This is a genomic window from Actinomycetospora callitridis, assembly GCF_028737265.1.
In the GTDB taxonomy this organism is placed as follows: domain Bacteria; phylum Actinomycetota; class Actinomycetes; order Mycobacteriales; family Pseudonocardiaceae; genus Actinomycetospora; species Actinomycetospora callitridis.
Genome location: NZ_JAQZAK010000001.1, coordinates 841,504 through 866,675, shown reverse-complemented (window position 1 = coordinate 866,675; position 25,172 = coordinate 841,504). Strand labels below are relative to the sequence as shown.

At 73.5% G+C, this 25,172-nt stretch carries 24 protein-coding genes and 2 tRNA genes; 12 read left to right on the top strand and 14 right to left on the bottom strand.

The features are described 5' to 3' along the window. Positions 1-6 precede the first annotated feature (6 nt). Both PH191_RS04165 and glxA read left to right on the top strand, forming a co-directional pair. Positions 7-927 carry an NUDIX hydrolase gene (locus tag PH191_RS04165; RefSeq protein WP_274193351.1) on the top strand — a complete coding sequence of 307 codons (921 nt, stop codon included), beginning with the start codon at positions 7-9 and terminating at the stop codon, positions 925-927. Between the two features lie 131 nt (positions 928-1,058). After that, positions 1,059-3,014, top strand: coding sequence for a radical copper oxidase GlxA (gene glxA / locus PH191_RS04160; protein WP_274193350.1), 1,956 nt, complete (start codon positions 1,059-1,061; stop codon positions 3,012-3,014). Positions 3,015-3,086: 72 nt separating this feature from the next. Here the strand turns inward: glxA and PH191_RS04155 are convergent, their stop codons facing one another. Together PH191_RS04155 and PH191_RS04150 are read right to left on the bottom strand one after the other, a co-directional pair. Next, positions 3,087-3,941 (bottom strand): siderophore-interacting protein, encoded by an 855-nt coding sequence (locus tag PH191_RS04155; protein ID WP_274193349.1) that lies wholly within the window; start codon positions 3,939-3,941, stop codon positions 3,087-3,089. Between the two features lie 38 nt (positions 3,942-3,979). Continuing rightward, positions 3,980-4,822, bottom strand: a complete 843-nt coding sequence (locus tag PH191_RS04150) for a LysR family transcriptional regulator (protein ID WP_274193348.1) — start codon at positions 4,820-4,822, stop codon at positions 3,980-3,982. A gap of 69 nt (positions 4,823-4,891) precedes the next feature. On the opposite strand from PH191_RS04150, the gene PH191_RS04145 reads away from it, so the two are divergent. After that, on the top strand, positions 4,892-5,590 hold the full coding sequence (locus PH191_RS04145) for an SDR family oxidoreductase (protein WP_274193347.1): 699 nt from the start codon (positions 4,892-4,894) through the stop codon (positions 5,588-5,590). Between the two features lie 4 nt (positions 5,591-5,594). On the opposite strand, the gene leuD is transcribed toward PH191_RS04145, so the two are convergent. Beyond that, positions 5,595-6,182: a 3-isopropylmalate dehydratase small subunit gene (leuD, locus tag PH191_RS04140; RefSeq protein ID WP_274193346.1), complete on the bottom strand. Its 588-nt coding sequence runs from the start codon at positions 6,180-6,182 to the stop codon at positions 5,595-5,597. A 14-nt stretch (positions 6,183-6,196) separates the two neighbouring features. Further along, the gene (gene leuC / locus PH191_RS04135) at positions 6,197-7,618 is read right to left on the bottom strand and encodes a 3-isopropylmalate dehydratase large subunit (protein ID WP_274193345.1); all 1,422 of its coding nucleotides are present in this window, start codon (positions 7,616-7,618) and stop codon (positions 6,197-6,199) included. Between the two features lie 55 nt (positions 7,619-7,673). Between leuC and PH191_RS04130 the strand changes: the two genes are divergently transcribed. Together PH191_RS04130 and PH191_RS04125 are read left to right on the top strand one after the other, a co-directional pair. After that, complete coding sequence (locus tag PH191_RS04130) at positions 7,674-8,372, top strand: IclR family transcriptional regulator (RefSeq protein ID WP_274193344.1); 699 nt, start codon at positions 7,674-7,676, stop codon at positions 8,370-8,372. Positions 8,373-8,381: 9 nt separating this feature from the next. Beyond that, on the top strand, positions 8,382-9,272 hold the full coding sequence (locus tag PH191_RS04125; protein WP_274193343.1) for a polysaccharide deacetylase family protein: 891 nt from the start codon (positions 8,382-8,384) through the stop codon (positions 9,270-9,272). Between the two features lie 10 nt (positions 9,273-9,282). Here the strand turns inward: PH191_RS04125 and PH191_RS04120 are convergent, their stop codons facing one another. Further along, entirely contained in the window at positions 9,283-9,849 is a 567-nt protein-coding gene (locus PH191_RS04120) for a hypothetical protein (protein ID WP_274193342.1), read from the bottom strand. A gap of 410 nt (positions 9,850-10,259) precedes the next feature. Beyond that, positions 10,260-11,681 carry a ferredoxin reductase family protein gene (locus PH191_RS04115; RefSeq protein WP_274193341.1) on the bottom strand — a complete coding sequence of 474 codons (1,422 nt, stop codon included), beginning with the start codon at positions 11,679-11,681 and terminating at the stop codon, positions 10,260-10,262. Positions 11,682-11,935: 254 nt separating this feature from the next. On the opposite strand from PH191_RS04115, the gene PH191_RS04110 reads away from it, so the two are divergent. Both PH191_RS04110 and PH191_RS04105 read left to right on the top strand, forming a co-directional pair. Next, positions 11,936-12,112 (top strand): hypothetical protein, encoded by a 177-nt coding sequence (locus tag PH191_RS04110; RefSeq protein WP_274193340.1) that lies wholly within the window; start codon positions 11,936-11,938, stop codon positions 12,110-12,112. Further along, the gene (locus PH191_RS04105; RefSeq protein WP_274193339.1) at positions 12,109-12,771 is read left to right on the top strand and encodes a hypothetical protein; all 663 of its coding nucleotides are present in this window, start codon (positions 12,109-12,111) and stop codon (positions 12,769-12,771) included. Before PH191_RS04110 ends, PH191_RS04105 begins: the two co-directional genes overlap by 4 nt. Before the next feature lie 5 nt (positions 12,772-12,776). Here the strand turns inward: PH191_RS04105 and PH191_RS04100 are convergent, their stop codons facing one another. From PH191_RS04100 to PH191_RS04085, 4 genes are all read right to left on the bottom strand, one after another. After that, entirely contained in the window at positions 12,777-13,481 is a 705-nt protein-coding gene (locus tag PH191_RS04100; RefSeq protein ID WP_274193338.1) for an alpha/beta fold hydrolase, read from the bottom strand. A gap of 50 nt (positions 13,482-13,531) precedes the next feature. Then, positions 13,532-13,828, bottom strand: a complete 297-nt coding sequence (locus tag PH191_RS04095) for a DUF3040 domain-containing protein (RefSeq protein ID WP_274193337.1) — start codon at positions 13,826-13,828, stop codon at positions 13,532-13,534. 193 nt (positions 13,829-14,021) lie between these two features. Next, on the bottom strand, positions 14,022-14,225 hold the full coding sequence (locus PH191_RS04090) for a hypothetical protein (protein ID WP_274193336.1): 204 nt from the start codon (positions 14,223-14,225) through the stop codon (positions 14,022-14,024). Between the two features lie 336 nt (positions 14,226-14,561). Continuing rightward, the gene (locus PH191_RS04085; RefSeq protein WP_274193335.1) at positions 14,562-15,434 is read right to left on the bottom strand and encodes an NAD(P)-dependent oxidoreductase; all 873 of its coding nucleotides are present in this window, start codon (positions 15,432-15,434) and stop codon (positions 14,562-14,564) included. Between the two features lie 57 nt (positions 15,435-15,491). Between PH191_RS04085 and PH191_RS04080 the strand changes: the two genes are divergently transcribed. After that, complete coding sequence (locus PH191_RS04080; protein ID WP_274193334.1) at positions 15,492-15,890, top strand: MerR family transcriptional regulator; 399 nt, start codon at positions 15,492-15,494, stop codon at positions 15,888-15,890. A 27-nt stretch (positions 15,891-15,917) separates the two neighbouring features. Here PH191_RS04080 and PH191_RS04075 read toward each other — a convergent pair whose 3' ends face one another. Beyond that, complete coding sequence (locus PH191_RS04075) at positions 15,918-17,837, bottom strand: S9 family peptidase (protein ID WP_274193333.1); 1,920 nt, start codon at positions 17,835-17,837, stop codon at positions 15,918-15,920. 161 nt (positions 17,838-17,998) lie between these two features. Between PH191_RS04075 and PH191_RS04070 the strand changes: the two genes are divergently transcribed. Beyond that, positions 17,999-18,832 carry an SAM-dependent methyltransferase gene (locus PH191_RS04070; RefSeq protein WP_274193332.1) on the top strand — a complete coding sequence of 278 codons (834 nt, stop codon included), beginning with the start codon at positions 17,999-18,001 and terminating at the stop codon, positions 18,830-18,832. 11 nt (positions 18,833-18,843) lie between these two features. Beyond that, positions 18,844-19,308 (top strand): GNAT family N-acetyltransferase, encoded by a 465-nt coding sequence (locus tag PH191_RS04065; RefSeq protein ID WP_274193331.1) that lies wholly within the window; start codon positions 18,844-18,846, stop codon positions 19,306-19,308. Between the two features lie 55 nt (positions 19,309-19,363). Here PH191_RS04065 and PH191_RS04060 read toward each other — a convergent pair. Both PH191_RS04060 and PH191_RS04055 read right to left on the bottom strand, forming a co-directional pair. Then, positions 19,364-19,436, bottom strand: a tRNA-Glu gene (locus PH191_RS04060). A gap of 48 nt (positions 19,437-19,484) precedes the next feature. Next, positions 19,485-19,556, bottom strand: a tRNA-Gln gene (locus tag PH191_RS04055). A 176-nt stretch (positions 19,557-19,732) separates the two neighbouring features. On the opposite strand from PH191_RS04055, the gene ileS reads away from it, so the two are divergent. Beyond that, positions 19,733-22,918, top strand: a complete 3,186-nt coding sequence (gene ileS / locus PH191_RS04050) for an isoleucine--tRNA ligase (RefSeq protein ID WP_274193330.1) — start codon at positions 19,733-19,735, stop codon at positions 22,916-22,918. 3 nt (positions 22,919-22,921) lie between these two features. Here the strand turns inward: ileS and PH191_RS04045 are convergent, their stop codons facing one another. After that, on the bottom strand, positions 22,922-24,217 hold the full coding sequence (locus PH191_RS04045; RefSeq protein WP_274193329.1) for an MFS transporter: 1,296 nt from the start codon (positions 24,215-24,217) through the stop codon (positions 22,922-22,924). Positions 24,218-24,422: 205 nt separating this feature from the next. On the opposite strand from PH191_RS04045, the gene PH191_RS04040 reads away from it, so the two are divergent. After that, positions 24,423-25,172 carry an AIM24 family protein gene (locus PH191_RS04040; protein ID WP_274193328.1) on the top strand — a complete coding sequence of 250 codons (750 nt, stop codon included), beginning with the start codon at positions 24,423-24,425 and terminating at the stop codon, positions 25,170-25,172.

Here is a 25,172-nt window from a genome sequence, read left to right as displayed (position 1 = left end):
GACCCAGTGACGGTTCACGCCGCGGGAGCGGTCCTCTGGCGCCCGGACGGCACCGGGCACGACGTCGAGGTGGCGGTCGTGCACCGCCCGCACCACCAGGACTGGAGCCTGCCCAAGGGCAAGGTCGATCCGGGCGAGACGCGGGTCGACGCGGCCGTGCGGGAGCTGGCCGAGGAGACCGGGTTCGCCGCCGTGCTCGGCCGGCACCTGCGGACGGTGCGCTACATGGTCGGCGCCGAGGACAAGGTGGTCGAGTTCTGGTCGGCGCGCGCCGGCGAGGGCCGTTTCACGCCGGGCGACGAGACCGACGAGCTGCGCTGGCTCTCCCCGCCCGAGGCCGTGGCGCTGCTGACCTACGAGTCCGACCGCGACGTCGTCGACGCCTTCACCGCGCGCCCGGCGGCGCTGCGGACCCTGCTGCTCGTGCGGCACGCGCTCGCCGGGAAGCGCTCGGACTGGGACGGCCCGGACGCCGACCGCCCGCTGGTCGAGGAGGGGTACGAGCAGGCGCAACGCCTGGCCCGGTTCCTCTCCCGGTTCGGGGTGAGCGCGCTGCACGCGGTGCCCAAGGCCCGCTGCCGCCAGACGCTGGCGCCCTACGCGGAGGCGGCGGGATTGACGATCCACGAGGCACCGGAGCTGGGCGACGGCGCGGTCGTACGCGACGACGGGCCCGCGCTGGCGCTCCTCGAGCGGCTCACCGCGGGCGGGACCGGCGGCGTGGTGGCTGCCGTGTGCGCGCAGGGCGACGGGATCCCGCACCTGGTGCGCGTGCTGGCGACGGCCGCGACGCGGGCCGGGTGCGCGCCGCTCTCGGACCGCGACCTGGCGGACCCGCCGTCCCGCAAGGGCAGCGTGTGGGTCCTGTCGTTCGGCCCGGACGGCACCCTCGCCGCGGCCGACTACCACCGCGACGCGGCCTTCTGAGGATCCTTCTCACAGGACGAATCGCCCGCGGCGGGACACCCGGGGACGGATCGGGGCGCGTTCAGAGGGGCCGCTGACCTGGGTTAACGTCGCGCCCGGCCCCGTCGTCGACCCGCCAGGAGCCCAGCCCGGTGCGTGTGGCGAACACCCGTCGCGTCCGCCAGATCGTCCTCGTCGTCCTCGGCGCGGTCGTCCTGCTGGGCGTGAACGTGCCCCCGGCGTTCTCCTACATCAGCGAGTGGCGTCACGAGCAGTTGATCAACAGCCCGGACTACGAGCGCGCGTTCGGGCACTGGGACACGATCAACGTGCCGGACGACCGCCGGGTCAACGCGATCCACGCCGCGCTGCTCTCCTCGGGCAAGGTCCTGCTCATCGCGGGGTCGGGCAACAAGGAGGACATGTTCGCGACGCGGGCGCTCAAGAGCCTGCTCTACGACCCGACCACCGGGCGGTCGCGGATGATCCCGGTGCCCGACGACATGTTCTGCGGCGGGCAGACGACGCTGCCGGACGGGCGGCTGCTCGTGGCGGGCGGCACCCAGCGCTACGAGCGACTCGACGGCGCGGTCACCAACGCGGCCGGCACGATGACGGTGAAGAACGAGGACCCGAACGCCCCGATGGTGCTGCCGGCGGGCACGGTGTTCGTCTCCCCCACCGGCGTGCGCTACCGCGCCGACGGCGAGACGCGGCTCCCGCCGGCACAGAAGAACGGCCAGGGACGCCGCACGCAGGTGGTGGCCTCGGAGGAGCCGGTCTTCGTCGAGGCCGTCGACCCCGGTCCCGGTGCCCTGACCACCGAACCCGCCCAGTACCGGATCGAGGGCCTCGCGCCCGACGTCGCCCGCAACGTCTACGGCCAGGGCCAGCAGATGACCCTGCGCAAGCAGGACTACCAGGGCACGAACAAGGCCTACACGTTCGACCCCGTCAGCGAGACGTGGTCACAGGTCTCCGACATGGCGTTCCACCGCTGGTACGCGACGCTGACGCCGATGTCCGACGGCCGGGTGCTGACGGTGGCCGGCCTCGACGGCGCCGGCGAGGTCCTCAACGGCCAGACCGAGATCTTCGACCCCACGACGAACGCCTTCTCCGAGCGCAAGGACCTCACGCGCTACTTCCCGACCTACCCCGCGATCTTCGAGACCGCGCGGGCCGGGCGGATGGTCTACACCGGGGCCAACGCCGGCTACGGCCCCGCCGAGAAGGGACGCGAGCCGGGGTTCTGGGACACCGACACCGGCGCCTTCGCCCCGATCCCCGGCATGCGCGACCCCGACCTGCTCGAGACGGCCGGCTCCGCCTGGGTCGGGCCCGTGAACGACCAGCGCCTCGCCGTCGTGGGCGGCGGCGGGGTCGGCGAGAGCCCGCGGTCCACCGGGCGCATCGACTACCTCGACCTGCGCGACCCGTCGCCGCACTTCACCGCCGGCCCGAGCCTGCCCGAGGGCGTGCGGTACCCGAACCTCGTCGACCTGCCCGACGACACCATGCTGATCTCGGGCGGTTCGCGGGACTACCGCGGCAAGGGCGGGACCAACAACCACATCGCGCGCCTGCTGCACCCCGACACGGGTCGGATCACCGCCGCCGCCGACCCCGCGGTCGGGCGCGACTACCACACCGAGGCGCTGCTGCTCCCCGACGGACGCGTGCTCACCGCCGGCTCGGACCCGCTGTTCGACGACCAGCAGAACCTCGTCCCGGGCACCTTCGAGCAGCGCATCGAGATCTACAGCCCGCCCTACCTCTTCCAGGGCGGGGGACGGCCGACGATCACGAACGCGCCCCCGACGCTGGCGCGCGGGCAGACGGCGACGATCCCGACGCCGGACCCCGAGCACATCCGCAGCGCCCGGCTGATCAAGGCCTCGACCGCCACCCACGTCACCACCACCGACATGCGCTCGGTGGCCCTCGACGCCGCGCCGACCGCCGGCGGGCTCTCGGTGACCGTCCCGGAGGAGCCCGGACTCACCCCGCCGGGCCCGTACCTGCTCTTCCTCGTCGACGACCGCGGCGTGCCGTCGGTCGGGAAGATGGTCTCCGTGGGCCCGGGGCGTCGGGCGCTGCCGGACTGAGGTGCGCTTCGCACATGTGAGCACTTCGAGGTGCTGCAGCACCTCGAAGTGCTCACATGGCCGAAGGCCACCTCAGCCCTTCTCTGCCTTCTTCTCCGCCTGGAACGTGTCCTCGTCGGCGCCGCGGCGCCAGTAGCCGGAGATCGAGAGCCACTCCCGGTCGAGCCCGCGCTCCTCGAGCAGGTGACCGCGCAGGGCCTTCACGTCGCCGGTCTCGCCGTGCACGAACGCGTGGACGGTGCCCGCGGGCCACTCGGCGGCGCGGACGGTCTCGACGAGGTCCTCGCCGGCGTCGCGGTGCAGCCAGCGCAGGGTCACGGCCTCGGACGTCGCGAGGGCGATCTCGTCGTCCGGGCCGTCGACCTGGACGAACGCGTGCACGGGCACGCCGGACGTGACGCTCTCGAGTGCCGCGGCGATGGCGGGCAGGGCCGCCTCGTCGCCCACCAGGACGTGCGCGTCGGCTTCGGGCGACGGCGCGTAGGCCCCGCCCGGCCCCATCATCGTGAGCTCGTCGCCCGGGACCGCCGCCAGCGCCCAGGGGCCCGCGACGCCGGTGTCGCCGTGCACGACGAAGTCGATCGCCAGCTCGCCGGCAGCGTGGTCGAGGGTGCGCACGGTGTAGGTCCGCACGATCGGCCACGCCTCCCGCGGCATCGACTCACGGATCGCGGGGACGTCGAACGGCTCGGGGTACTCGACGCCGGGCCGCGGGAAGGCGAGCTTGACGTACTTGTCGGTGAAGCCGTTGTCGACGACGCCGTCGAGGGCCGGTCCCCCGAACACCACGCGCAGCAGGTGCGGCGTCAGCCGCTCGGAGCGCAGCACGCGCAGGCGGTGGCCCGCGCCGCCCTTCCGGGTCCGTGAGGACGGGGCCGGGGTGGACGGTGCCGGGGTGGCGGGGGCCTGGGTGTCGGGAGCAGCCATGCCCCGACCCTACCCCCGCGAATTAGGGCAGCCTAAGTTCAGAGTCGGGACGCCACGCGGACCAGGTCGGCGAGGCCCCGCACCCGGCTCTGGGGCGGCCACGCCAGCAGGGTCGTCACCCGGGCCGCGTCGACCACGGGGATCGCGACGATGCCCTCGGGCAGGCCGGCGCGCACGGACTCCGGCAGCACCGCCACCGCGCGCCCGAGCATGACGAGCTGCTGGAGCTGGGCGCTGTCGTGGACCTGCGGGCCCTCGCCCGGGGAGAACCCGCCGTCGGGACGGGGCCAGCGCGGCAGCGGCAGGCCGGCGAGGTCGGCCGTGCGCAGCTCGGCACGGGCGGCGAGGGGATGCCCCGCGGGCAGGAACAGGGCCTGGCCCTCCTCCGCGAGCTCCTCGGTGTCGTAGCCGTCGGTCGCGTCGAAGGGCCGGTGCAGCAGGGCCACGTCGGCCCGGCCGTCGCGCAGCACCCGCTCCTGCTCGCCGGGCCCGCAGAGCGTGACGTCGACCTCGACCGCCCCGGGCTCCGCCGCGTACGCGTCGAGCAGCTTCGCGAGGAGCTCCTGCGACGCCCCGGCCTTCGCGACCAGCCCGAGCACCGGGCGCGCGCCGGTGGCCCGCCGGGTGCGGCGCTCCGCGGCGTCGACCGCGTCGAGCGCCGCCCGGCCCTCGGCGAGGAGGACCGCCCCGGCCTCGGTGAGCGCCACGGCCCGGGTGGTGCGGTCGAACAGCGGGGCGCCGAGCCGGCGCTCCAGCGCGCGGATCGCGCGCGACAAGGGCGGCTGGGCGATCCCGAGCCGCTCGGCGGCGCGTCCGAAGTGCAGCTCCTCGGCGACCGCGACGAAGTAGCGCAGCTCCCGGGTCTCCACCCCCTCATTCATACCCCCGCGGTATCGCCGCGCACCGAGATGGTCTTGGACCGCCCGCGCGACCGGGCCGAGCATGGGGGCATGACAACAGCGCTGATCACCGGGGCGAACAAGGGCATCGGCTACGAGATCGCCGCAGGGCTCGGGGCCCTCGGCTGGCGGGTCGGCGTCGGCGCCCGCGACGACCGCCGCCGCGAGGAGGCCGTCGAGAAGCTCCGGGCCGACGGTGCGGACGCCTTCGGCGTGCCGCTCGACGTCACCGACGACGAGAGCGTGGCCGCCGCGGCGGCCTCCCTCGACCGCCTCGACGTCCTCGTCAACAACGCCGGCATCACCGGCGACACGCCCCAGGACCCGAGCACCATCGACCTCGACATCCTGCGGACGGTGCTGGAGACGAACGTCTTCGGCGTCATCCGGACGACGAACGCGATGCTGCCGCTGCTGCGCCGCTCGGAACACCCGCGGATCGTGACCGTGTCCTCGGGCGTCGGATCCCTCACGCGTCAGAGCGCCGGCCAGGCCGGCCCGATCGCGATCGGCTACTCGCCGTCCAAGACCTACCTGAACGCGGTGACGCTCCAGTACGTCCGGGAGCTGGAGGGCACGAACATCAAGATCAACCTGGCGTGCCCGGGCTACGTCGCGACCGACCTCAACGGCCACCAGGGGCACCGCACCACGCAGCAGGGCGCCGCGACGCCCATCCGCCTGGCCACCCTGCCCGACGACGGCCCCACCGGCGGCTTCTTCGAGGACGCCGGCGAGGTCCCCTGGTGAGACCTCAGACGGTGGTCGGCTTGTGAGCCGGCCGCCTCGCCTCGTAGGCCTCGATGGCGTCGGCGGAGCGCAGGGTGATGTCGACGTCGTCGAGGCCCTCGAGCAGGCGCCAGCGGGCGTAGTCGTCGACGGTGAACCGCACCACGAGGTCGTCGGCGGTGATCGTGAGCGCCTCGAGGTCGACGGTGAGCTCGAGGCCCGGGCGCTCCTCGATCTTCTTCCACAGCAGCTCGACGTCGGACTGCTCGACGGTGGCGGCCAGCAGGCCCGCCTTCGACGAGTTGCCCTTGAAGATCTCGCCGAAGCGCGACGAGATCACGACGCGGAACCCGTAGTCCATGAGCGCCCAGACGGCGTGCTCACGGGACGAGCCGGTGCCGAAGTCGGAGCCGGCGACGAGCACCGAGCCCCGGCTGTAGGGCTCGGTGTTGAGCACGAAGCCCGGGTCGGCACGCCAGGAGGCGAACAGCCCGTCCTCGAAGCCCGTGCGCGTCACGCGCTTGAGGTAGACGGCCGGGATGATCTGGTCGGTGTCGACGTTCGACACGCGCAGCGGTGTGGCGATGCCGGTGTGGGTGGTGAAGGCGTCCATGGGTACGGGCCTCCTCAGGCGAACGTCAGGGTGGTGTGCGTGAGGTCCTCGGGAGAGGAGAGCGTGCCGCGCACGGCCGTGGCCGCCGCGACCAGCGGCGACACCAGGTGCGTGCGCCCGCCCTTGCCCTGACGGCCCTCGAAGTTGCGGTTCGACGTCGACGCGCAGCGCTGGCCGGGCGCGAGCTGGTCGGGGTTCATGCCCAGGCACATCGAGCAGCCCGCGGAGCGCCACTCGGCGCCGGCCTCGGTGAACACGGCGTCGAGCCCCTCGGCCTCGGCCTGCGCCTTGACCTTCATCGAGCCGGGGACGACGAGCATCTGCACGTCGTCGGCCACGTGGTGGCCCTTGAGGACGTCGGCGGCCGCGCGCAGGTCCTCGATGCGCGCGTTGGTGCACGAGCCGAGGAAGACGACGTCGACGGCGATGTCGCGGAGCTTGGTGCCGGGCTCGAGGGCCATGTAGGCGAGCGCCTTGCGCACGGCGGCCGCGTCGTCGTCGGACATCCCCTCGGGGTCCGGGACGGCCTCGGACAGCGGCAGGCCCTGGCCGGGGTTGGTGCCCCAGGTGACGAACGGCGTGAGCGCGTCGGCGTCGATGTGCACGACCTTGTCGAACTCGGCGTCGTCGTCGGTGCGCAGCTCGCGCCACGCCGCCACGGCCTCGTCCCACAGCTCGCCCTGCGGGGCGTGCGGGCGGCCCATCAGGTACTCGATCGTCGTGTCGTCCGGGGCGACCATGCCGGCGCGCCCGCCGGCCTCGATCGACATGTTGCACATGGTCATGCGGGCTTCCATCGACATCTCCCGCACGGCCTCGCCGCGGTACTCGAGCACGTAGCCCGCGCCGCCGCCGGTGCCGATCTGCGCGATCACCGCGAGGATGACGTCCTTGCTGGTGACACCCGGGCGCAGGCGGCCGGAGATCTCGATCGCCATCGTCTTGAACGGCCGCAGCGGCAGCGTCTGGGTGGCCATGACGTGCTCGACCTCGGACGTGCCGATGCCGAACGCCAGCGCACCGAACGCGCCGTGGGTGGAGGTGTGCGAGTCGCCGCAGACGACCGTCGTGCCCGGCTGCGTCAGCCCCAGCTCCGGGCCGATCATGTGGACGATGCCCTGGTTGGCGTCGCCCATCGGGTAGAGCTTGACGCCGAACTCCTCGACGTTGCGCCGCAGCGTCTCGACCTGCGTGCGGGAGACCTCGTCGGCGATGGGCGCGAGGATGTCGAGCGTCGGGACGTTGTGGTCCTCGGTGGCGATGGTGAGGTCCGGGCGCCGCACGGGCCGTCCGGCCAGGCGCAGCCCGTCGAAGGCCTGCGGGCTGGTGACCTCGTGCACGAGGTGGAGGTCGATGTAGAGGAGGTCGGGCTCCTGGCCCTCGCCGTGACGGACCACGTGCTGGTCCCAGACCTTCTCCGCGAGCGTGCGTCCCACTGTCTGCCTCTTTCCTCACCCAGAATCCCACAGAGTGGGACTATGGTGTCGTCCTGTGGGACAGGGTAGCGGTATCGGCGTGCTCGACAAGGCGGTGGTCGTCCTCCGGGCGGCCGCGGCGGCGCCCTGCACGCTCGGCGAGCTCTGCGAGCGCACCGGGCTGCCGCGCGCGACGGCGCACCGGCTCGCGGTGGGCCTCGAGGCGCATCGCCTGCTGGTGCGCGAGCCCGACGGTCGCTGGCGTCCCGGCCCGGCGCTCGGCGAGCTCGCCCACGGTCACGGCGACCCGCTGCTCACGGCCGCGGAGGACGTGCTCCCCGGGCTGCGCGACCTCACCGGCGAGAGCATCCAGCTCTACCGCCGCGACGGCTCGGACCCGACGGTGCGCGTGTGCGTGGCCGCCGCGGAGCCGGCGAGCGGGCTGCGCGACACCGTGCCGGTCGGCGTCCGCGTGTCGATGGCCGCCGGCTCCGGGGCGAAGGTGCTCGCCGCGTGGTCGGCGGAGCCCTCCGCATTCGCCGACCGCGTGCTCGAGGAGGTCCGCCGTCGGGGCTGGGCGCAGAGCGTCGCCGAGCGCGAGGCGGGTGTGGCCAGCGTGTCCGCCCCGGTCCGGGCCGCCGACGGCGCCGTGGTCGCCGCGGTGTCGGTGTCCGGACCCGTCGACCGGATCGGTCGCCGCCCCGGTGCCCGCTGGGCGGAGCCGCTGCTCGACGCGGCGCGCCGCCTGGAGAGCCGGGTCGGCGAGGCGGGGTAGGACTCCCCCATGGAGCGCGACCTCGTCGGCCACGGCCTGTCCGCCCCGTTCGAGCGCTGGCCGAACGGGGCGCGCGTCGCCGTGAACATCGTCGTCAACGTCGAGGAGGGCGCCGAGGCCGCGTGGCCCGACGGCGAGGGCAACGACAGCTGGGGCGAGTACGCGATCCCGATCGACCCGGCGATCCGCGACATCGGCACCGAGGGCCACTTCGAGTTCGGCAGCCGCGTCGGCATCTGGCGGCTGGTGCGCCTGTTCGAGCGGTTCGACGCGGACGTGACGTTCGGCGTGTGCGCCCGGGCGCTCGAGCGCAACCCACCCTTCGCCGAATGGCTGCGCGCGAGCCGGCACGACGTCCTCGGCCACGGCTACCGCTGGGCCGAGGTGACGACGATGAGCGAGGACGAGGAGCGCGCCGATCTCGAGCACGGAATGCGCGTGCTGCCCGATCTCGTCGGCCGCCCGGTGCGCGGCTGGTACGTCCGCTCGTTCCCGAGCGAGCGGACCCGGCGGCTCGCCGCCGCGCACCCGGACCTGGTCTACGACAGCGACGCCGTCAACGACGAGCTGCCGTACTGGACGGAGGTCGAGGGCCGTCGCTGGCTCGTCGTCCCCTACTCCAAGGTCCACAACGACACCCGCTACTTCCTCGCGCCCACCTACGCGACGCCGCGGCACTTCGCCGAGACGTTGATCGCCGCCGCGGACTTCCTGCTCGACGAGGCCCGTCACGGCGCCGGGGCCCGGCTGATGACCGTCGGCCTGCACCCGCGCTGGAGCGGTCAGGCCGCGCGGGCGAGCGCCGTGCGCGACTTCCTGTCCTACGTCGCCGGGCAGCCGGAGATCGCGCTGGTCCATCGCTGGCAGGTCGTGCACTGGTGGACCGAGCTCGACCTCTGACCCGGCGAGCTCAGGCGGACCGGCACTCCGGCCCGTGGATGCGCGCGAGCAGGTCGGCGACCGCCAGCTCGCGGTGCGGGGCGACGCTCCCGGGAGCGCGGGCCGTCTCGTCGCGCACCCTCGCCGCCAGCGCCGACACCGCCTCCCGGTCGCCCCGCACGAGGGCCTCGAGCGGCGCGGGGAGGCAGTGGACGGGCACGCCGTAGCGCGCGGCCAGCCGCGTGCGCGTCCGCTCGGGCAGCGCGGGCTCGGCGAACAGGACGACCGGGTAGCCGTGCTCGCCCCGCCACCCGTGCTCGGCCTCGACCACCCGGCCCCACAGGGCGGCCACGCCGACGACGGACCCACGCGTGACCTGGCGGGTCAGGCGGGTGAGGTCGGCGACGGCGTAGAGGCCGCACCGGCACGACACCGCCGGTGCGTCGTGGCGCCCGTAGCGGCACCACGCCGTGCGGGCCTCGCCCGGCGGCCACAGTGCACGAGTGACCGGGGCCAGCAGCCGTGTGCCGCCCGGTCCCGTGCTCACCGTCCACGTCCGCCAGCCCGCGACCGCGTGCGGGAGGTCCGGCGCGTCCACGAGGGCTCCCGTCGTCGGAGGGCTCCAGCCTGGCGTCCGGTCGGACACTGCGTCGATGACGTCGTGGGTCATGGCGCCGGCCCCAGGCGACGAGACCGACCGCCTCGGGGCCACCCACCACGCCATCCACGGGCTGGAGCGCCTCCCCCGTCGCCTGGTGACCGGTCCGGGAGACGCTTCGGTTTCCGAAGCATCCGTGTCAGGTCGGTCCAGGTCGGTCGAGCTCGAGACGCGACCCCGGTGAAGTGGTGTCGATGCTGTCCGCGCCCACGCTTCGATTTCCGAAGCATCTTCTTCAGGTTGGTTCAGGTCGGGCCGCGCTGCTCCCCCGAGGGCACCATCGGCAGCCGCCGACGCCCGACGACCCGTACCGGCGAGCCCCTCGGCGGGTCACGACTCGGGCCGTCGACTCAGCCGCCCCGCGTCGACGCCGACCGCTCCTCCACCCGCGGGACCGGGATCGAGGGGTGGGTCGGGAGCCGGTCGGCGGGCGAGGTCGCGTCGTTCGTCGACCGCGTCGACCGAGCCGCCGGGACCTGCGTCGGCACCGGCCCCGTCCAGCCGAACTGCTCGCTGTGGATCCGGCCCGGCGGGACGCCCAGCTGGTCGAGGGCCGCGAGCGACCCCGTGAGCAGCCCCGGAGGCCCGCACACGTAGTACTCGAGACGGCCGCGGGCGCGGGGCAGGATCTGGGCGAGCAGGTCGGCGTCGACGCGGCGCCCCGCGGTGCGCAGGACGTCGAGGTCGAGCCGGCGGCCCAGCACCTCGAGCTCCGGGCCGAACAGCGGCTGGTCGGGGCGCTCGGCGAGGACCAGGCGGTGCAGGCGACGGTCGCCGCGCTCGGCGAGCGTGCGCAGCATGCTCATCATCGGCGTGATCCCGACGCCGCCGGCGATCAGCACGAGCCCGTCGACCCGTTCCGGCGCATCGGGGGTGAAGCTGCCGTGCGGGCCGTCGAGCCACACCTTCTGGCCGGGACCGAGCCGGGCCAGCGCGCGGGTGAAGTCGCCGGTGGCGCGGACGGTGAGCTCGAGACGGTCGGTGAGCTCGGCGCTGGAGGCGATCGTGAACGGGTGCTCCTGGACGCCGACGACCCGCCGGTGCAGCCGGAGCCACACGAACTGGCCGGGGGCGAAGCGCAGCGCCCGGCCGCGGAACACCGGGGTCAGCGCCAGGGTGGCGACGTCGGCCCCCTCGTGGCGCACGCCGTAGACCACGTAGGCCCCGCGCCGGGAGAACAGCGGCTGCCACACCCACCGGCGCGCGAGCACCGCGAGCAGCAGCAGGGCGAGGGCGGAGCACACGACCCGCATCACGGGGTCCTCGAGGAGATCGCCGAGCCAGAAGACGTGCATCCCGGCGAGGGCGAGCGCCAGCGCGACCCCGAGGATGTGGGCCCGCACCCACCACTCGTAGCGCGCCCCGCGTCGTCGTCCCCACGCAGCGGCACCCGAGAGCAGCACCATCCCCACTGCGGCCGCGTAGCCGAACTGGATGCCGAGCGAGGCGGCGAACGGGTCGAGCAGCTCCGGGCTCTCGACGATCGCCGCAGCCATGTGCCCGAGCACCAGCACGAGGGCGGCGACGCCGAGCCACTTGTGCCCGCTCATGATCCGGTCGATCCCGAGAGCGGTGGTCAGCGCCCGGAGGCGTGAGGCGCCGACGGTGGCCAGCACCATCGCCACCGCGGCGACGAGGCCGGAGAGGACGACCGCGAGCTCGAGGAGCTCGCCCGCCTCCCACCCCTGTCGTCCGAGGAACACCGCCGGTGGACCGACCAGGACGAGGATCGCGACCGCCGACCAGAGGGCCCGTTTCGCGCGCTTCGACACGACGGCGACGCTAGGGACGGCGTCCCGGAGATCCGGCGCACCTGAGAACGATTGATCAACTCCCGAGACCAGCGGACGTCCGCGCACGGCCGACTGCCGATCCGCTGCGCCGATCGGGGGACCGCCGCCCGCTCCTCCTCTCAGGACGGCGGCCCGTCCTCGCCCCGAGGCGCGTACAGTTCGGATCACCCATTCGAGTGAGACCCGGGCCACCCACTCCCGTGGCCGGGGCGAACGGAAGGTGTGGTCCGCCCATGCACATCGGCGAGCCCGTCCGCATGCTGACCGTCGAGCCGGTGGTCGACCCCGTGCCCCGCGGGGACTACCCCGAGCGGTTCGCCGAGGTCGCACCTCGCGTCCCGCGCCCGACGCCGCGCTCGGGTGTCGGACGCACACCGCAGCAGGAGATCCCCGCTCCCCTCACCACGTGACGGAGGCGCCCGACCTCGCGACACCGATCGTGGGGTGGCGGGTCTGGCTGATGGGGTGGGACGAGGACGGCCCGACGCTCGTCTCCCCCGTCGCACCCTTCACGTGGCTCCCCCGGGTGGCGACGACGGCGGGCTGCCGAGCCGGCTGCCCGCAGGCGCCCACGTGGGACTGCCACTGCGGCCTGTACGCGACCGCCGACCTGCGGCTCGTGGCGCCCATGGTCATCAGCGCCGGCGCGATCCTCGGGTGCGCAGCGCTGTGGGGACGCGTCGTCGAGGCGACCGACGGGTGGCGCGGCGAGCGGGGCTATCCCCTCGTCCTGTTCGCGCCGACCGTCGACGGCGATGACCGAGGCCGTCGCGACCCGTCCCTCGCGCTCGCGCGCATCCGGTCCTCGCGGCTGCCCGGTTCACGTCCCGTCGGTCTCCCCGGCGCCGCCACGACCGAGGCGTTGGGCCGCCGCTACGCCGTGCCCGCCCATCCCCTGCCCGCGGTGCCGCGGCTGGCCGTGTGGGAGTCGGACGTGGCCGGGTGCGCCGTCGCGGTCCGCGAGGAGGCGGCCCGCGGACTGGGCGCCCGACGTCTCGGCGACCGGGACGCGGACGCCCGCTTCGCCCGCACGGTCGACGCCATGCTCGCGGCGCTGCAGGGACGCTGAGCGCCTCACTCCCGCATCAGCAGCGCCGCGACCTGGTCGGGTGCGGTGATCATGGCGTCGTGGCCGGCGTCGAGCACGTCCAGACGCCCGCGCGGTCCGGACCCGACCGTGGCGCCGAACGCCGCGAAGACGTCGGGCGCGGGCTTGGCGGCGCAGTGGACGAAGTGTCGCGGCAGGTCGGGCAGCGGAGTCCCGGGGAGCGGGTCCGCCAGGCCGCCGAGCGGGTGCGGGCGCAGCCGGGCCCGCACGAACGCACGGTCGTCCTCGGTCCGGAGCCCCCAGCCGTCCATGGCCACGTCCGGGTCGAGGACGATCCGGCCCACGTCGTCGACCAGGGCGCGGAAGTGGTCGCGGCGCGCAGGCGGTAACAGGTCGAACACCGACTGTCCGGGCGCCGGGACGAAGGCGTCGAGGTAGGTGAGCCGCGCGAGCCGGTGGGACGCCCGCTGCGCGACGCCGGTGATCACGGCACCACCCGAGCTGTGGCCGACGAGCACGACCTCGCGCAGGTCGTCGATCTCGAGGACGGCGAGGACGTCCTCGACGTGCGTGGCGAGACCCGTGTCGGGGGTACCGAGGTGGGCGCGGTCGCCGACGCCGGTGAGCGTCGGCGTGTGGACCTCGTGCCCGGACGCCCGCAGCCGCGAGGCGACGCGGCGCCAGCACCACCCGCCGTGCCAGCCGCCGTGGACCAGCACGAACACGGTCATCGGCCCTCCCCGCGCCCGCGACGCAGTATGGAGGCCCGTCAGGCGGGTTCCTACCCGCGCCGTTCCTGGATCTGGGCGGACTGCAGCGGGCTCGCCGTCCCGGGCCGCCGCCAGTGCCACACACCCATGGGCACGGCCCCGAGCGCGATCAGCGTGAGGCCGGCACCGACAGGACCCAGCGCGGCGAGCGCGACGCCGAGGACGACGCCCACGACGAGCGACGCGATCGACAGCCAGTAGGTCCGGTGGCCCTGCTCCCGCCGCGCGAGCCGCGCGAGCTTCGGGTCGCTGGCCTCGATGTGGCGCTGGATGTCGCGCAGGATGTACTGCTCACGGTCGTCGAGCACCGGAGTGCCTCCTCGACGTAGGTCGGTCGAGGACCTCCGGAGCGTGCACGGGGCCAGACCGATCGTTGGGCGTCCTCCTCAGCAATTCCCCTGCTCCAGGCGCCGAAACTCGCAGCAGGTGAGCGGTTCGTCGCCCGCGGTCACCGGTTCGTGGGACGGGACGGGCGCCACCCGTCGCGCCACGGGCGGCGCGTCAGCGACGGTGCCAGCGCACCAGTTCGACGAACACCTCGTCGAACTCCCGCAGGGAGAACTCCTCGCGGAAGCGCATGACCTCCTGGCCGGCCTCGGTCATCTCGACGAACGGTCCGTAGCAGTCGGACTCGCCGGTCATCGGGTCGACCACCAGCACCACGTACCCGTCGCAGCGGTCCAGGTCGGGATCGCCACCGCTCACGGCGATCACCCCGGTCCACCCCCTGTGGTGGACCCGGAGCCACCCGGCGAGCGGCCGGGGGGAGGACGCTCGCAGACGGTGACCCCGGGCAGGCGGGGATATCGCCCGGGCCGAACAGGCGCGCTGCCGATCCGGGCGCCCGCCGTCGCGCACCGTACTGGCCCTTCGGTGAGCGGACAACGTCCCTCGAGGTGAGCGGCACAGCGTGTCGCCCGAGCTCGTCGACGTCCCCGGCGCGGTCCACCGGTTCGACGGTCACGGCGACGCGACGACGCCGTCCCGCGCCCCGGCCGCGGGGCCGTGAGCCGGGCGGCGAGCGCGGCGCGGTGACCCGTCCTACGCGGGCGCGAACTCCTCGACGAGGCGCGAGAACCCGTCGGCGCCGTGACCCCGGTCGATGGCCCGCTGCGCGAGCCGGTGCACCAGCTCGGGCACGGCCGGGTCGACGCCCCGGCTCCGGCTGGCCGCGACGATGTGCGCGAGGGCCGCGGCGTTCATGACGAGGTTGTCCTCGTCCCCGGGGTGGCTCGCCGCGTCGACGTCCGCGGCCAGCCCGCGGAAGGTGGCCGGGAGGATCGCGACGACCTGCTCGGCGTAGGGCGCGAAGTCGGCGCCGGAGATCCCGTCGCGGCCCACCACGGCGGCGGCGTGCAGGAACGAGGCCATGCCGGCGAAGAACACGTCGAGCATGCCGAGGTCGAACAGGACGGCGCGTCCCGGGTCCGCGCCCAGGTAGTCCGTGCGGCCGAGGACCTCGAGCGTGGTGCGGTGCTCCTCGTGCACCCCGCCCGCACCGCTGTAGAGCACGAGCGCGTCGGGCGTCCCCACCAGCGGCGTCGGCACCATGATCGTGCCGGCCAGGACGTCGGCGCCGAGGTGGCCCAGCCGCGCCGCCGCGTCGCGGGCCTGCTCCGGGGTGCCGGAGGTGAGGTTCACCAGCGTGGCGCCCGCCAGGTCCTCGCCGAGGGGATCGAGCACGGCGGCGACGGCCGCGTCGTCGAGCAGGCAGACGACGGTCAGTGCCCCGGCGGCGACGGCTGCCGCTGGGTCCGGGGCGACGCGGGCGCCCTCGGCCACGAGGGCCTCGGCGCGCGCAGGGGTGCGGTTCCAGACGGTGACGGGGTGGCCGGCGCGCAGCAGGGCCCGGGCCAGGGCCGTCCCCATCGCACCGAGGCCCAGGACGGTGACCGGTTCGTTCTCGATGTCCATGGCGGAGGACGGTAAAGTCTCACACCGGTGTGAAGGTCAAGTCCGGAGGGCCGAGTCGTGCGGATCGGTGAGCTGGCGCGACGCGTGGGCGTGGCACCCCGCCTGCTGCGCTACTACGAGGAGCAGGGGCTGCTGCGCCCCCGACGCACCTCCTCGGGCTACCGCGAGTACGGCGAGGCGGACGTCGACGTCGTCCACCACGTCCGCACCCTGCTGGCCGCCGGGCTGTCCACGACCACCATCGGCGAGCTCCTGCCCTGCATGGGCGCCGACGGCGAGCGCCTCATCGCGAGCTGCCCGGAGCTGCTGGACGACCTCCAGCGCGAGCGGGACCGCCTCACCGCCATGATCGACGAGCTCACCGGTGCCCGTGACGGGCTCGACGCGGTCATCGCCACGGCGGTGCCGGACGAGGAGCCGGACGAGGTGCCGGCCTCGTCGGCGGGCCGTTCGTGATCCGGACCCGAGGGATCGAGCCCCGGCTCAGCCGATCCCGCCGCGCCCCCCGAGGTGCTCGGCGAAGTGCCGCTCGATCGCGCGGTAGAGCCGGATCCGGTTCTCGGGGTTCGCGAACCCGTGACCCTCGTCCTGCGCGACGAGGTACTCCACCGGGACCCCGCGCTCGCGCAGCGACGCGACGATGTTGTCGGACTCCGCCTGCACGACGCGGGCGTCGTTGGCACCCTGGGCCACCAGCAGCGGGGTGCGGATGCGGTCGACCATGGTGATCGGCGAGCGCGCCAGCATGTCCGCCTCCTGCTCGGGGACCTCGGGGTCGCCGACGTAGCGGTACCAGTTGGCCACCATGTAGGGCTTCACGAACGGCGGCAGCGTGCGCATGAAGTTCGCCAGGTCCGAGATGCCCACGTAGTCGACGGCGGCGGCGAAGCGGTCGGGCGTCACCGTCACGCCGACGAGTGCGGCGTAGCCGCCGTAGGACCCGCCGTAGATGCCGACGCGGTCCGGATCGGCGTAGCCCTCCCCCACGGCCCAGTCGACGGCGTCGAGGAGGTCGTCGTGCATCGTGCCCGCGAGCTCGCCGATCGCGGCGAGCGTGTGCCGCCGTCCGTAGCCCGAGGAGCCGCGGAAGTTGACGTGCAGCACCGCGTAGCCCCGGTTGGCCAGGAACTGCGCCTCCGGGTCGTAGGACCACGAGTCGTGCGCCCACGGCCCGCCGTGCACGACCAGGACCAGCGGCAGGCCCGCCGGCTCGACGCCGACCGGCAGCGTCAGGAACCCGTGCAGCGGCAGCCCGTCGCGGGCCGGGAAGCCCACCGCCGTGCGCGGCGCCAGGTCGGCCGGGTCCAGGTGCGGGAGCGGCCGGAACAGCAGCCGGCTCTCGCCGGTGCCGTGGTCGTAGAACCAGGTCAGGCCGGGCTCGCGGTCGTGGAGGAACGACGCGACCCACCGCTGCCCGCTCTCGTCCGACGACAGCGTGCCCAGCACCCCGTCGGAGAGCTGCGAGAGCGCGGCGTACACCTCGGCGAAGTGCGGGTCCACCACCTCGATGACGGACCGGTCGCCGACGAAGCGGGCCGCGAGGACCTCACCGGTGGCGCGGTCGGTGAACACGGTGGGCGGCATGCCGGGGGCGGCCGTGCCCATGATGTCCAGGCTGTGTCCCTCGACGGCCGCGACCACGGTCTCCTCGCCGGTCTCCCGGTCGATCCGGACGAGCCGCAGGTCGTCGGAGTCCTGGTAGATGCCCACCAGCAGGCCCGTCCCGTCGGGCGTCACCCTCTGCGGCTGGATCCCCGTCGGGTGCTCCGGCCCGCCGACCCGACGCAGGAAACGCTTCTCCCCGGTCTCGGCGTCCACCGCGGAGAACTCCTGCGTGCCGTCGTCGGCGAGGTAGGAGTAGAAGGCCGCCCGGCCGTCGCGGTCGACCAGGAAGTCGCCCCGCGGCTCGGGCTGCTCGAGGTGCACGGTCGTCTCGCCGGTGGCGACCTCGACCCAGAAGAGGTCGAGGAACATCGGCCGGCGGTTCATCGAGACGAGCACGTACCCGGGCGCCGACCGGACCGGCTCGAAGCCGACCACGCGCGACCCCGCCGGCAGGGGCGTCAGGTCGAGGGCCGGCGTGTCCGGCGCCTCGAGATCGACCCGGTGGAGGTGCCAGTCCTCGTTGCCGTCGGTGTCCTGGAGGTAGAGCAACCAGCGCGGGTCGTCGGTCCAGGAGAAGGTCGTGATGCCGCGCCGGGCGTCCTGCGTCACGCACACCGCGTCCGCGTGCTCCTCGTCGATCCCCCGCACCCACACCTGGCGGCGGCCGTACCGCGGCGCCAGGTAGGCCAGGCGCGTCCCGTCCGGCGAGATCGACGGGTGGGAGAACGCCGGATCGGCGAAGAACTCCTCCACCTCGATCGGCCTCGGCAGGGTGGCGACACGAGCGGTGTCGGTCATCGGACACTCCGTTCCCTCGGTGTGTGCGAGCAGGTCCGAGAACGACGGAACACCGTGCCGTCGCGGCACACTCAAGCCCGAGCGGTGCGCCCCACACCCGTCCGACCGATCCGGTGCGACGATCCCCTCGCCGGGTGGCGTGCGCAGGGACGGAGCGTGTCTTGACTGCTGGAACGGGCGACGAGCACCGTTGGCCGGAGCCCGAACGAGCGCTGGAGGCCGGCATCGACTTCGACCGCGCCAACGCCGCCCGGATCTACGACTACATGCTGGGCGGGGCGTACAACTTCGCCGTCGACCGCGAGCAGGCCGCGAAGATCCTCGCCCAGAACCCGGACATGGACTACGTCTGCCGCGCGAACCGGGACTTCCTGCGCCGCGCCGTGGAGTGGTGCCTCGCCCAGGGCATCGCGCAGTTCCTCGACCTCGGCTCCGGGGTCCCGACGGTCGGCAACGTCCACGAGATCGCCCTCGCCCAGCGTCCGGACGCCCGGGTGGCCTACGTCGACTTCGAGCCCGTCGCCGTCGCCCACGCGCGCGAGCTGATCGCGGGATACGACCAGGTCAGCGTCACCCGCGCCGACATGCGCGAGCTCGACGGGGTGCTCGGCGCCCCGGGCGTGCGGGATCTCCTCGACCTGACGCGGCCGGTCGCGCTGCTCACGGTCGCGGTGCTGCACTTCGTCCCCGACCCCACGCTCCCCGCGATCCTGGGCCGGTACCGGGACGCGCTGGCCCCGGGCAGCGTGCACGTGATGTCGCACGGCAGCGCGGACCACGACGACCCCGATCTCGCCGCGCGGACGCGCGCGATCCAGGACGGCTACCGGGGCAGCGCCACCGAGGTCGTCCTGCGCTCGCGCCCGGAGATCACCGAGCTCCTCGGCGGGCTCGACCTGGTCCCGCCCGGCATGGTCGACATCGTCGACTGGCCCACCGCCCGCCCCGGCGAACGCCCCACCGGGGGCTACGCCGCGATCGCCCGCGTGGTCTGAGCGGTCCGGCGATGACCGCGCCCACCCCCTGGTCCCTGCGGGACGCGAGCCCCGACGACCTCGACGACGTGCTCCGCGTGTGGCGACGCGCGGTCGAGGCCACGCACGACTTCCTCGCCCCGGCCGACGTCGACGGGTTCGAGGTGCAGCTGCGCCGGGAGCTCCCGCGCCTCGTCCTGCGGCTCGCGACCGATCCCGGCGACGGGTCGGTGGTCGGCTTCCTCACCGCGCGCGGCGGCGAGGTCGACGGGCTGTTCGTCGACCCCTCCGTGCACGGTCGGGGTGCCGGGACGGCGCTGCTCGAAGAGGTGGCCGCCCACCACCCGATCCTCACGCTGGACGTCAACGAGCAGAACCCCGCGGCCCGCGAGTGGTACCGCCGGCGGGGCTTCGTCGAGGTCGGGCGCTCCGCCACCGACGCCGACGGCAAGCCGTTCCCGATCATCCACCTGCGGCGCTCCGCCCCTCGCGAATGAGCCGGAACGACGAACGCGGTGCACCGGAGAACCGGTGCACCGCGTCGGTGTGGTGTAGCCCCGAGGGGATTCGAACCCCCGCTACCGCCTTGAGAGGGCGGCGTCCTAGGCCGCTAGACGACGGGGCCCTAGGAGAACGGTGACGACCCTAGATCACGGTCCGGCACCGCTCGCAGCTGGGGTACCAGGACTCGAACCTAGAACAACTGAACCAGAATCAGCCGTGTTGCCAATTACACCATACCCCATGGCGATCACCGAGCGTGACGAAGCGCTGCGCTCGACGACGCCGACAAGTCTAAGACATCGGCCTAAGCGGGTTCGACACCCCCCGCGACCGCGCCGGGCCCGCAGGTCAGAACCGCCTCGGAGCCCCCGGTAGGCTGGCTGAGTTGGGCTGCCGCACCACCAGGAAGATCGAGACGTGAGCTCTCCGCCGTCCCCCGCCACCGGCAAGGCCGCGTTCGCCGCCCTGCCCGCGAGCGTGGACCTGCCCGCCGTCGAGCGCGAGGTGCTGGCCCGCTGGGCCGACCGCGACGTGTTCCGTCGCAGCCTCGAGCGCACCGCGGGCGGTGAGCCGTGGATCTTCTACGAGGGCCCGCCGACGGCCAACGGCCAGCCCGGCACCCACCACGTCGAGGCCCGGGCGTTCAAGGACCTCTTCCCGCGCTTCAAGACGATGCGCGGCTACAGCGTCCCGCGCCGCGCCGGCTGGGACTGCCACGGCCTCCCGGTCGAGCTCGCGGTGGAGAAGGAGCTCGGCTTCACGAGCAAGGGCGACATCGAGAAGTACGGCATCGCGGAGTTCAACGCCGCCTGCAAGGAGTCGGCGCTGCGCAACGTCTCGGCGTTCGCGGCGATGACCGAGCGCATGGGCTACTGGGTGGACCTCGACGAGGCCTACCTGACCATGGCCCCGCGCTACGTCGAGAGCGTCTGGTGGTCGCTCAAGACCATCTTCGACAAGGGCCTGCTGGTCGAGGACCACCGCGTCACCCCGTACTGCCCGCGGGACGAGACGCCGCTGTCCGACCACGAGGTCGCCCTCGGGTACGAGGACGACGTCGACCCCTCCGTCTACGTGCGCTTCCCCCTGACGGACGGGGTCTGGGGGGCGAGCGGAGCGACGGGGGAAGAGACTGCCGGCGCCGACCTGCTGGTCTGGACGACGACACCCTGGACGCTGCCGTCGAACACCGCCGTCGCCGTCGCCCGCGACATCGTCTACGTCCGGGCGACGACCGCCGCCGGGGACGACCTCGTCGTCGCCGAGGACCTGCTGTCCGTGCTCGGTGAGGACGCCCGGGTGACCGACCGCCTCGCGGGATCCGACCTGCTCGGCAGCCACTACCGCCGTCCGCTCGACCTGATCTCCGACGAGCGCTTCGGAGACGCGCACCGCGTCGTGCACGGTGACCACGTCACCACCGAGGCCGGCACCGGCCTCGTGCACATGGCGCCCGCGTTCGGCGCCGAGGACCACCTCGTGGCCAAGGCCGAGGGCCTCGAGATGGTCAACCCGATCGGTCCGGACGGGCACTTCTACGCCGACGTCCCGCTGGTCGGCGGGATGTTCTTCAAGGGCGCGGACCCGACGCTGGTCGACGAGCTGCGCGCACGCGGCGTGCTATGGCGCTCCGAGTCCTACGAGCACTCCTATCCGCACTGCTGGCGCTGCCACACGCCGCTGATCTACTACGCGCTGCCCTCGTGGTTCATCCGCACCACCGAGATCCGCGACCGCCTGGTCGAGGAGAACGAGCGGACGAACTGGTACCCGCCGCACATCAAGCACGGCCGTTACGGCGGGTGGCTCGAGAACAACGTCGACTGGGCGCTCTCGCGCAACCGGTACTGGGGCACGCCGCTGCCGATCTGGCGCAACGACTCCGACCCCTCGGAGATGGTCTGCGTCGGCTCGCTCGCGGAGCTGGGCCGCTGGGCCGGCGAGGACCTCTCGGAGCTCGACCCGCACCGCCCGTTCGTCGACGACATCACGTTCCCGGCGCCGTCGGGCAGCGGCACGATGCGACGGGTCACCGACGTCATCGACGTCTGGTACGACTCGGGTGCGATGCCGTTCGCCCAGTGGGGCGCGCCGCACCACCACGAGGCCGACTTCGAGCAGGCCTACCCCGCGCAGTACATCTGCGAGGCCATCGACCAGACCCGCGGCTGGTTCTACTCGCTGATGGCCGTGGGCACGCTGGTGTTCGACCGGTCGTCCTACGAGAACGTCGTCTGCCTGGGCCTGCTGCTCGACGAGCAGGGCCGCAAGATGTCGAAGCACCTCGGCAACGTGCTCGACCCGTTCGAGCTGTTCGACTCCCACGGCGCCGACGCCGTGCGCTGGCTGATGCTGGCGCAGGGCTCGCCGTGGGTCGACCGCCGCGTCGGGCACGAGGCGCTCCGCGAGATCGTCCGCAAGGTCCTGCTGACCTACTGGAACACCGCGTCGTTCCTGGTCACCTACGCGAACGCCTCGGGCTGGCGGCCCACCGGCGAGCCGGTCCAGACAGGGAAGCACGCCGATAGGTCCCACCCGATGGACCGCTGGGTGCTCGGCGAGCTCGCGGGCTGCGTCCGTGAGGTCACGCGTGCGCTCGACGACTTCGACTCCTCGAGCGCCGGGCGCGCGATCACGTCGTTCGTCGACGGCCTGTCGAACTGGTACGTGCGCCGCTCGCGCCGCCGCTTCTGGGCGGGCGAGCCCGAGGCCCTCGCCACGCTGCACCACTGCGTCGAGACGCTCTCGCGGCTGATGGCGCCGTTCACCCCGTTCACCACCGACCACCTCTGGACGCTGCTCCAGGGCGACGTGGTCGTGGGCGCTCCCGACTCGGTGCACCTCACCGACTGGCCCGAGGTCGACGAGTCCGCGATCGACCGTGGGCTGGCCGACCGGATGGCGCTCGTGCGCCGGGTCGTCGAGCTCGGACGCTCGACGCGCGCCGCCAGCGGCGTGCGCACCCGCCAGCCCCTGGCCCGCGCCGTCGTGGCCGCGAACGGGTTCGGCGCCCTCGAGGACGGCCTGCTCGCCGAGATCGCCGAGGAGCTCAACGTCGCGCGCGTCGAGGCGGCCGGTGCGGACCTCGTCGAGGTGACGGTCAAGCCGAACTTCCGGGCGCTGGGCAAGCGGTTCGCGAAGCGGACCCCGGTCGTCGCGGAGGCGGTCAAGGCCTCCACCGACACCCCGGTCGACGGCACGCTCACCGTCGTCGTCGACGGCGAGGAGATCACGCTGTCCGGCGACGAGATCCTCGTCGAGGAGAGCCCCCGGGAGGGCTGGGCGGTGCGCTCCGAGGGCGGCCTGTCGGTCGGCCTCGACACCGAGCTCACCGACGAGCTGCGCGCCGCCGGCCTCGCCCGCGACGTCGTCCGGGTGGTGCAGGAGGCCCGCAAGACCCGCGGGCTCGAGGTGTCCGACCGGATCGCCCTGACCTGGACCGCCGGGCGGGCCGACGTCGCCGACGCGGTGCGCACGCACGCGGGCACCATCGCCGAGGAGGTCCTCGCGGTGTCGATGACGGAGGGCACCGTGAACGGGGACGCCGCGGCGCACTCCGACGACCTCGCGCTCGCCGTCGCCATCACGCCGACGGAGGTCTGACCCCTACCGCGCCGGGACCTGGTCCGTGGACCGCGCGGACCCCTCCCGGAGCCCGAAGACCGCGACGAGGCTCAGCAGCGACAGGGCCGTGACGTAGAGCGCGATCGGCGTCGACGAGCCGGTGGCGCCGAACAGCGCGGTGGCGACGAGCGGGGTGATGGCCCCGCCGACCATCCCCCCGACCTGGTAGGCGATCGAGATGCCGCTGTACCGCACGCGCACCGGGAAGATCTCGCTGAACAGCCCGCCCTGCGCGCCGGCCATGATGCCCTGGACGATCGCGGCCACCGCGAAGGCGAGGCCCGCGAGCCCGGCGGATCCGGTGTTGACCAGTGCGAACATCGGGACCGGCCAGATCACCGCCGTCACGGCACCGATGATGAACACGCGTCGCGAGCCGTAGCGGTCGGACAGGAGCGCCGCGACCACGATCGTCGCCACCCACACGACCGTCGAGAGCATGATCAGCGTCAGCAGGGTGGTGCGCTCGTAGTCCAGCGCGGTCGTGCCGTAGCTGAGCATGTAGACGATGACGGTGTAGCCGACGGCGGGCGGTGCGATCGAGGCGAGGCTCGCCAGGGCCAGCACCCGGGGATGGCGGCGCAGGAGCTCGGTGAAGGGCACCGTGCTCGTCTCCCGCTTCGCCTTGACCTGCTCGAACTCCGGCGCGTCCTGCAGGCGGCTGCGCACGACGAAGCCGACGACGACGAGCACCACCGACAGCAGGAACGGGATGCGCCAGCCCCAGGACACGAACGACTCGTCGGGCAGGCCGGCCACGGCGAGGAAGGCGAGGTTGGACGTCAGCACGCCGATCGGCACACCGAACTGCGCGAAGCTGCCGTAGACCGCGCGCCGCCGAGGGGACGCGTGCTCGGTGGCGATGAGGACCGCGCCGCCCCACTCCCCGCCGACGCCGAAGCCCTGCAGCAGACGCAGGAGCACGAGCAGCAGGGGGGCGGCGACGCCGATCGCCGCGTACGTCGGCAGCAGGCCGATGAGCGCCGTCGCGCCGCCGGTGAGCAGCAGGGTCAGGACGAGCATCGCCTTGCGGCCGATGCGGTCCCCGTAGTGCCCGATCACCGCGGCGCCCAGCGGCCGGGCGATGAACCCGACAGCGAAGGTGCCGAACGCGGCCAGCGTGCCGGCGACGGAGGAGAACTGCGGGAAGAAGAGGGTCCCGAACACCAGCGCCGCGGCGGTGCCGAAGATGTAGTAGTCGTACCACTCGATCGACGTGCCGATGAAGCTCGCCGCGAAGATGCTCCGGCGGGACGGTGCGTTCGGCGAGCCGGCCACGGGCGTCCTCCTCGACTCCGGGTCTCGGGTTGGACGGGATGGAAGCGCACCCGGACGGGTGAGGGCAACTGTCCGCGCCAACGTCGTCGTCTTCGCGTCCCCCGCTGACGTCGACGTTGACTCCTCGTGTTCGGCAGCGGAATGATTCCGCCGGATGCTCCCCCCGGCGAGCACTCCCTGTCACGCAAGGTCACGAGGAGCCCCGATGCGCAGCAACCTGTTCGCCCCGGAGAACCAGGAGCAGGAGTCCGCGCAGCCGGGTCTGCGACTCCAGAACGGGAAGATGCTCAAGGTCGAGCTCAACGGCGACTGCCTCGCGCGCCAGGGCTCGATGGTCGCGTTCCAGGGACAGGTGCACTTCGAGGCCCTCGGGTCGGGCGGGATCGGCAACTTCCTCAAGCAGCAGTTCACCGGGGAGGGCGTGCCGCTGATGAAGATCAGCGGCCGCGGTGACGTCTTCCTGGCCGACGCCGCCTCGGACGTGCACCTCATCGACCTCGAGGGCTCGGACGACGCGCTGACGATCAACGGGAAGAACGTGCTCGCGTTCGAGCCGTCGCTCTCCTACGACATCGCGATGGTGCAGGGCGCCGGATCGATGTCCGGGGCCGGGCTCTTCAACTGCGTGTTCCGGGGACGCGGCCGGCTCGCGATCACGTGCAAGGGCTCGCCGGTGGTGCTCGACGTGGACCAGCCGACGTACGCCGACCCGCAGGCCGCCATCGCGTGGTCGGCCGGCCTGCAGGTCGGGGTGCACCGCGCCGACCAGCTCGGCCTCGGCACGCTGCTCGGCCGCACGACCGGCGAGGCCTTCACCATGGGCTTCGCCGGCCGCGGCTTCGTCATCGTCCAGCCCTCCGAGGAGGTGCCGGTCAGCGGCGTCGCCGGCCAGGGCAGCGGCCAGCAGGCCGGCCAGAGCGGCGTCGGCGGCGTGCTCGGGAGCTTCCTGCGGTAG

What these genes read in the sequence shown, in the direction of transcription:
- PH191_RS04040 (WP_274193328.1), top strand. Translation starts at nt 24,423, where the DNA reads ATGCGCAGCAACCTGTTCGCCCCGGAGAACCAGGAGCAGGAGTCCGCG.
- PH191_RS04125 (WP_274193343.1), top strand. Translation starts at nt 8,382, where the DNA reads ATGGAGCGCGACCTCGTCGGCCACGGCCTGTCCGCCCCGTTCGAGCGC.
- PH191_RS04155 (WP_274193349.1), bottom strand. Translation starts at nt 3,941, where the DNA reads ATGGCTGCTCCCGACACCCAGGCCCCCGCCACCCCGGCACCGTCCACC.
- PH191_RS04075 (WP_274193333.1), bottom strand. Translation starts at nt 17,837, where the DNA reads ATGACCGACACCGCTCGTGTCGCCACCCTGCCGAGGCCGATCGAGGTG.
- PH191_RS04110 (WP_274193340.1), top strand. Translation starts at nt 11,936, where the DNA reads ATGCACATCGGCGAGCCCGTCCGCATGCTGACCGTCGAGCCGGTGGTC.
- PH191_RS04085 (WP_274193335.1), bottom strand. Translation starts at nt 15,434, where the DNA reads ATGGACATCGAGAACGAACCGGTCACCGTCCTGGGCCTCGGTGCGATG.
- PH191_RS04065 (WP_274193331.1), top strand. Translation starts at nt 18,844, where the DNA reads ATGACCGCGCCCACCCCCTGGTCCCTGCGGGACGCGAGCCCCGACGAC.
- leuD (WP_274193346.1), bottom strand. Translation starts at nt 6,182, where the DNA reads ATGGACGCCTTCACCACCCACACCGGCATCGCCACACCGCTGCGCGTG.
- PH191_RS04145 (WP_274193347.1), top strand. Translation starts at nt 4,892, where the DNA reads ATGACAACAGCGCTGATCACCGGGGCGAACAAGGGCATCGGCTACGAG.
- PH191_RS04100 (WP_274193338.1), bottom strand. Translation starts at nt 13,481, where the DNA reads ATGACCGTGTTCGTGCTGGTCCACGGCGGCTGGCACGGCGGGTGGTGC.
- PH191_RS04150 (WP_274193348.1), bottom strand. Translation starts at nt 4,822, where the DNA reads ATGAATGAGGGGGTGGAGACCCGGGAGCTGCGCTACTTCGTCGCGGTC.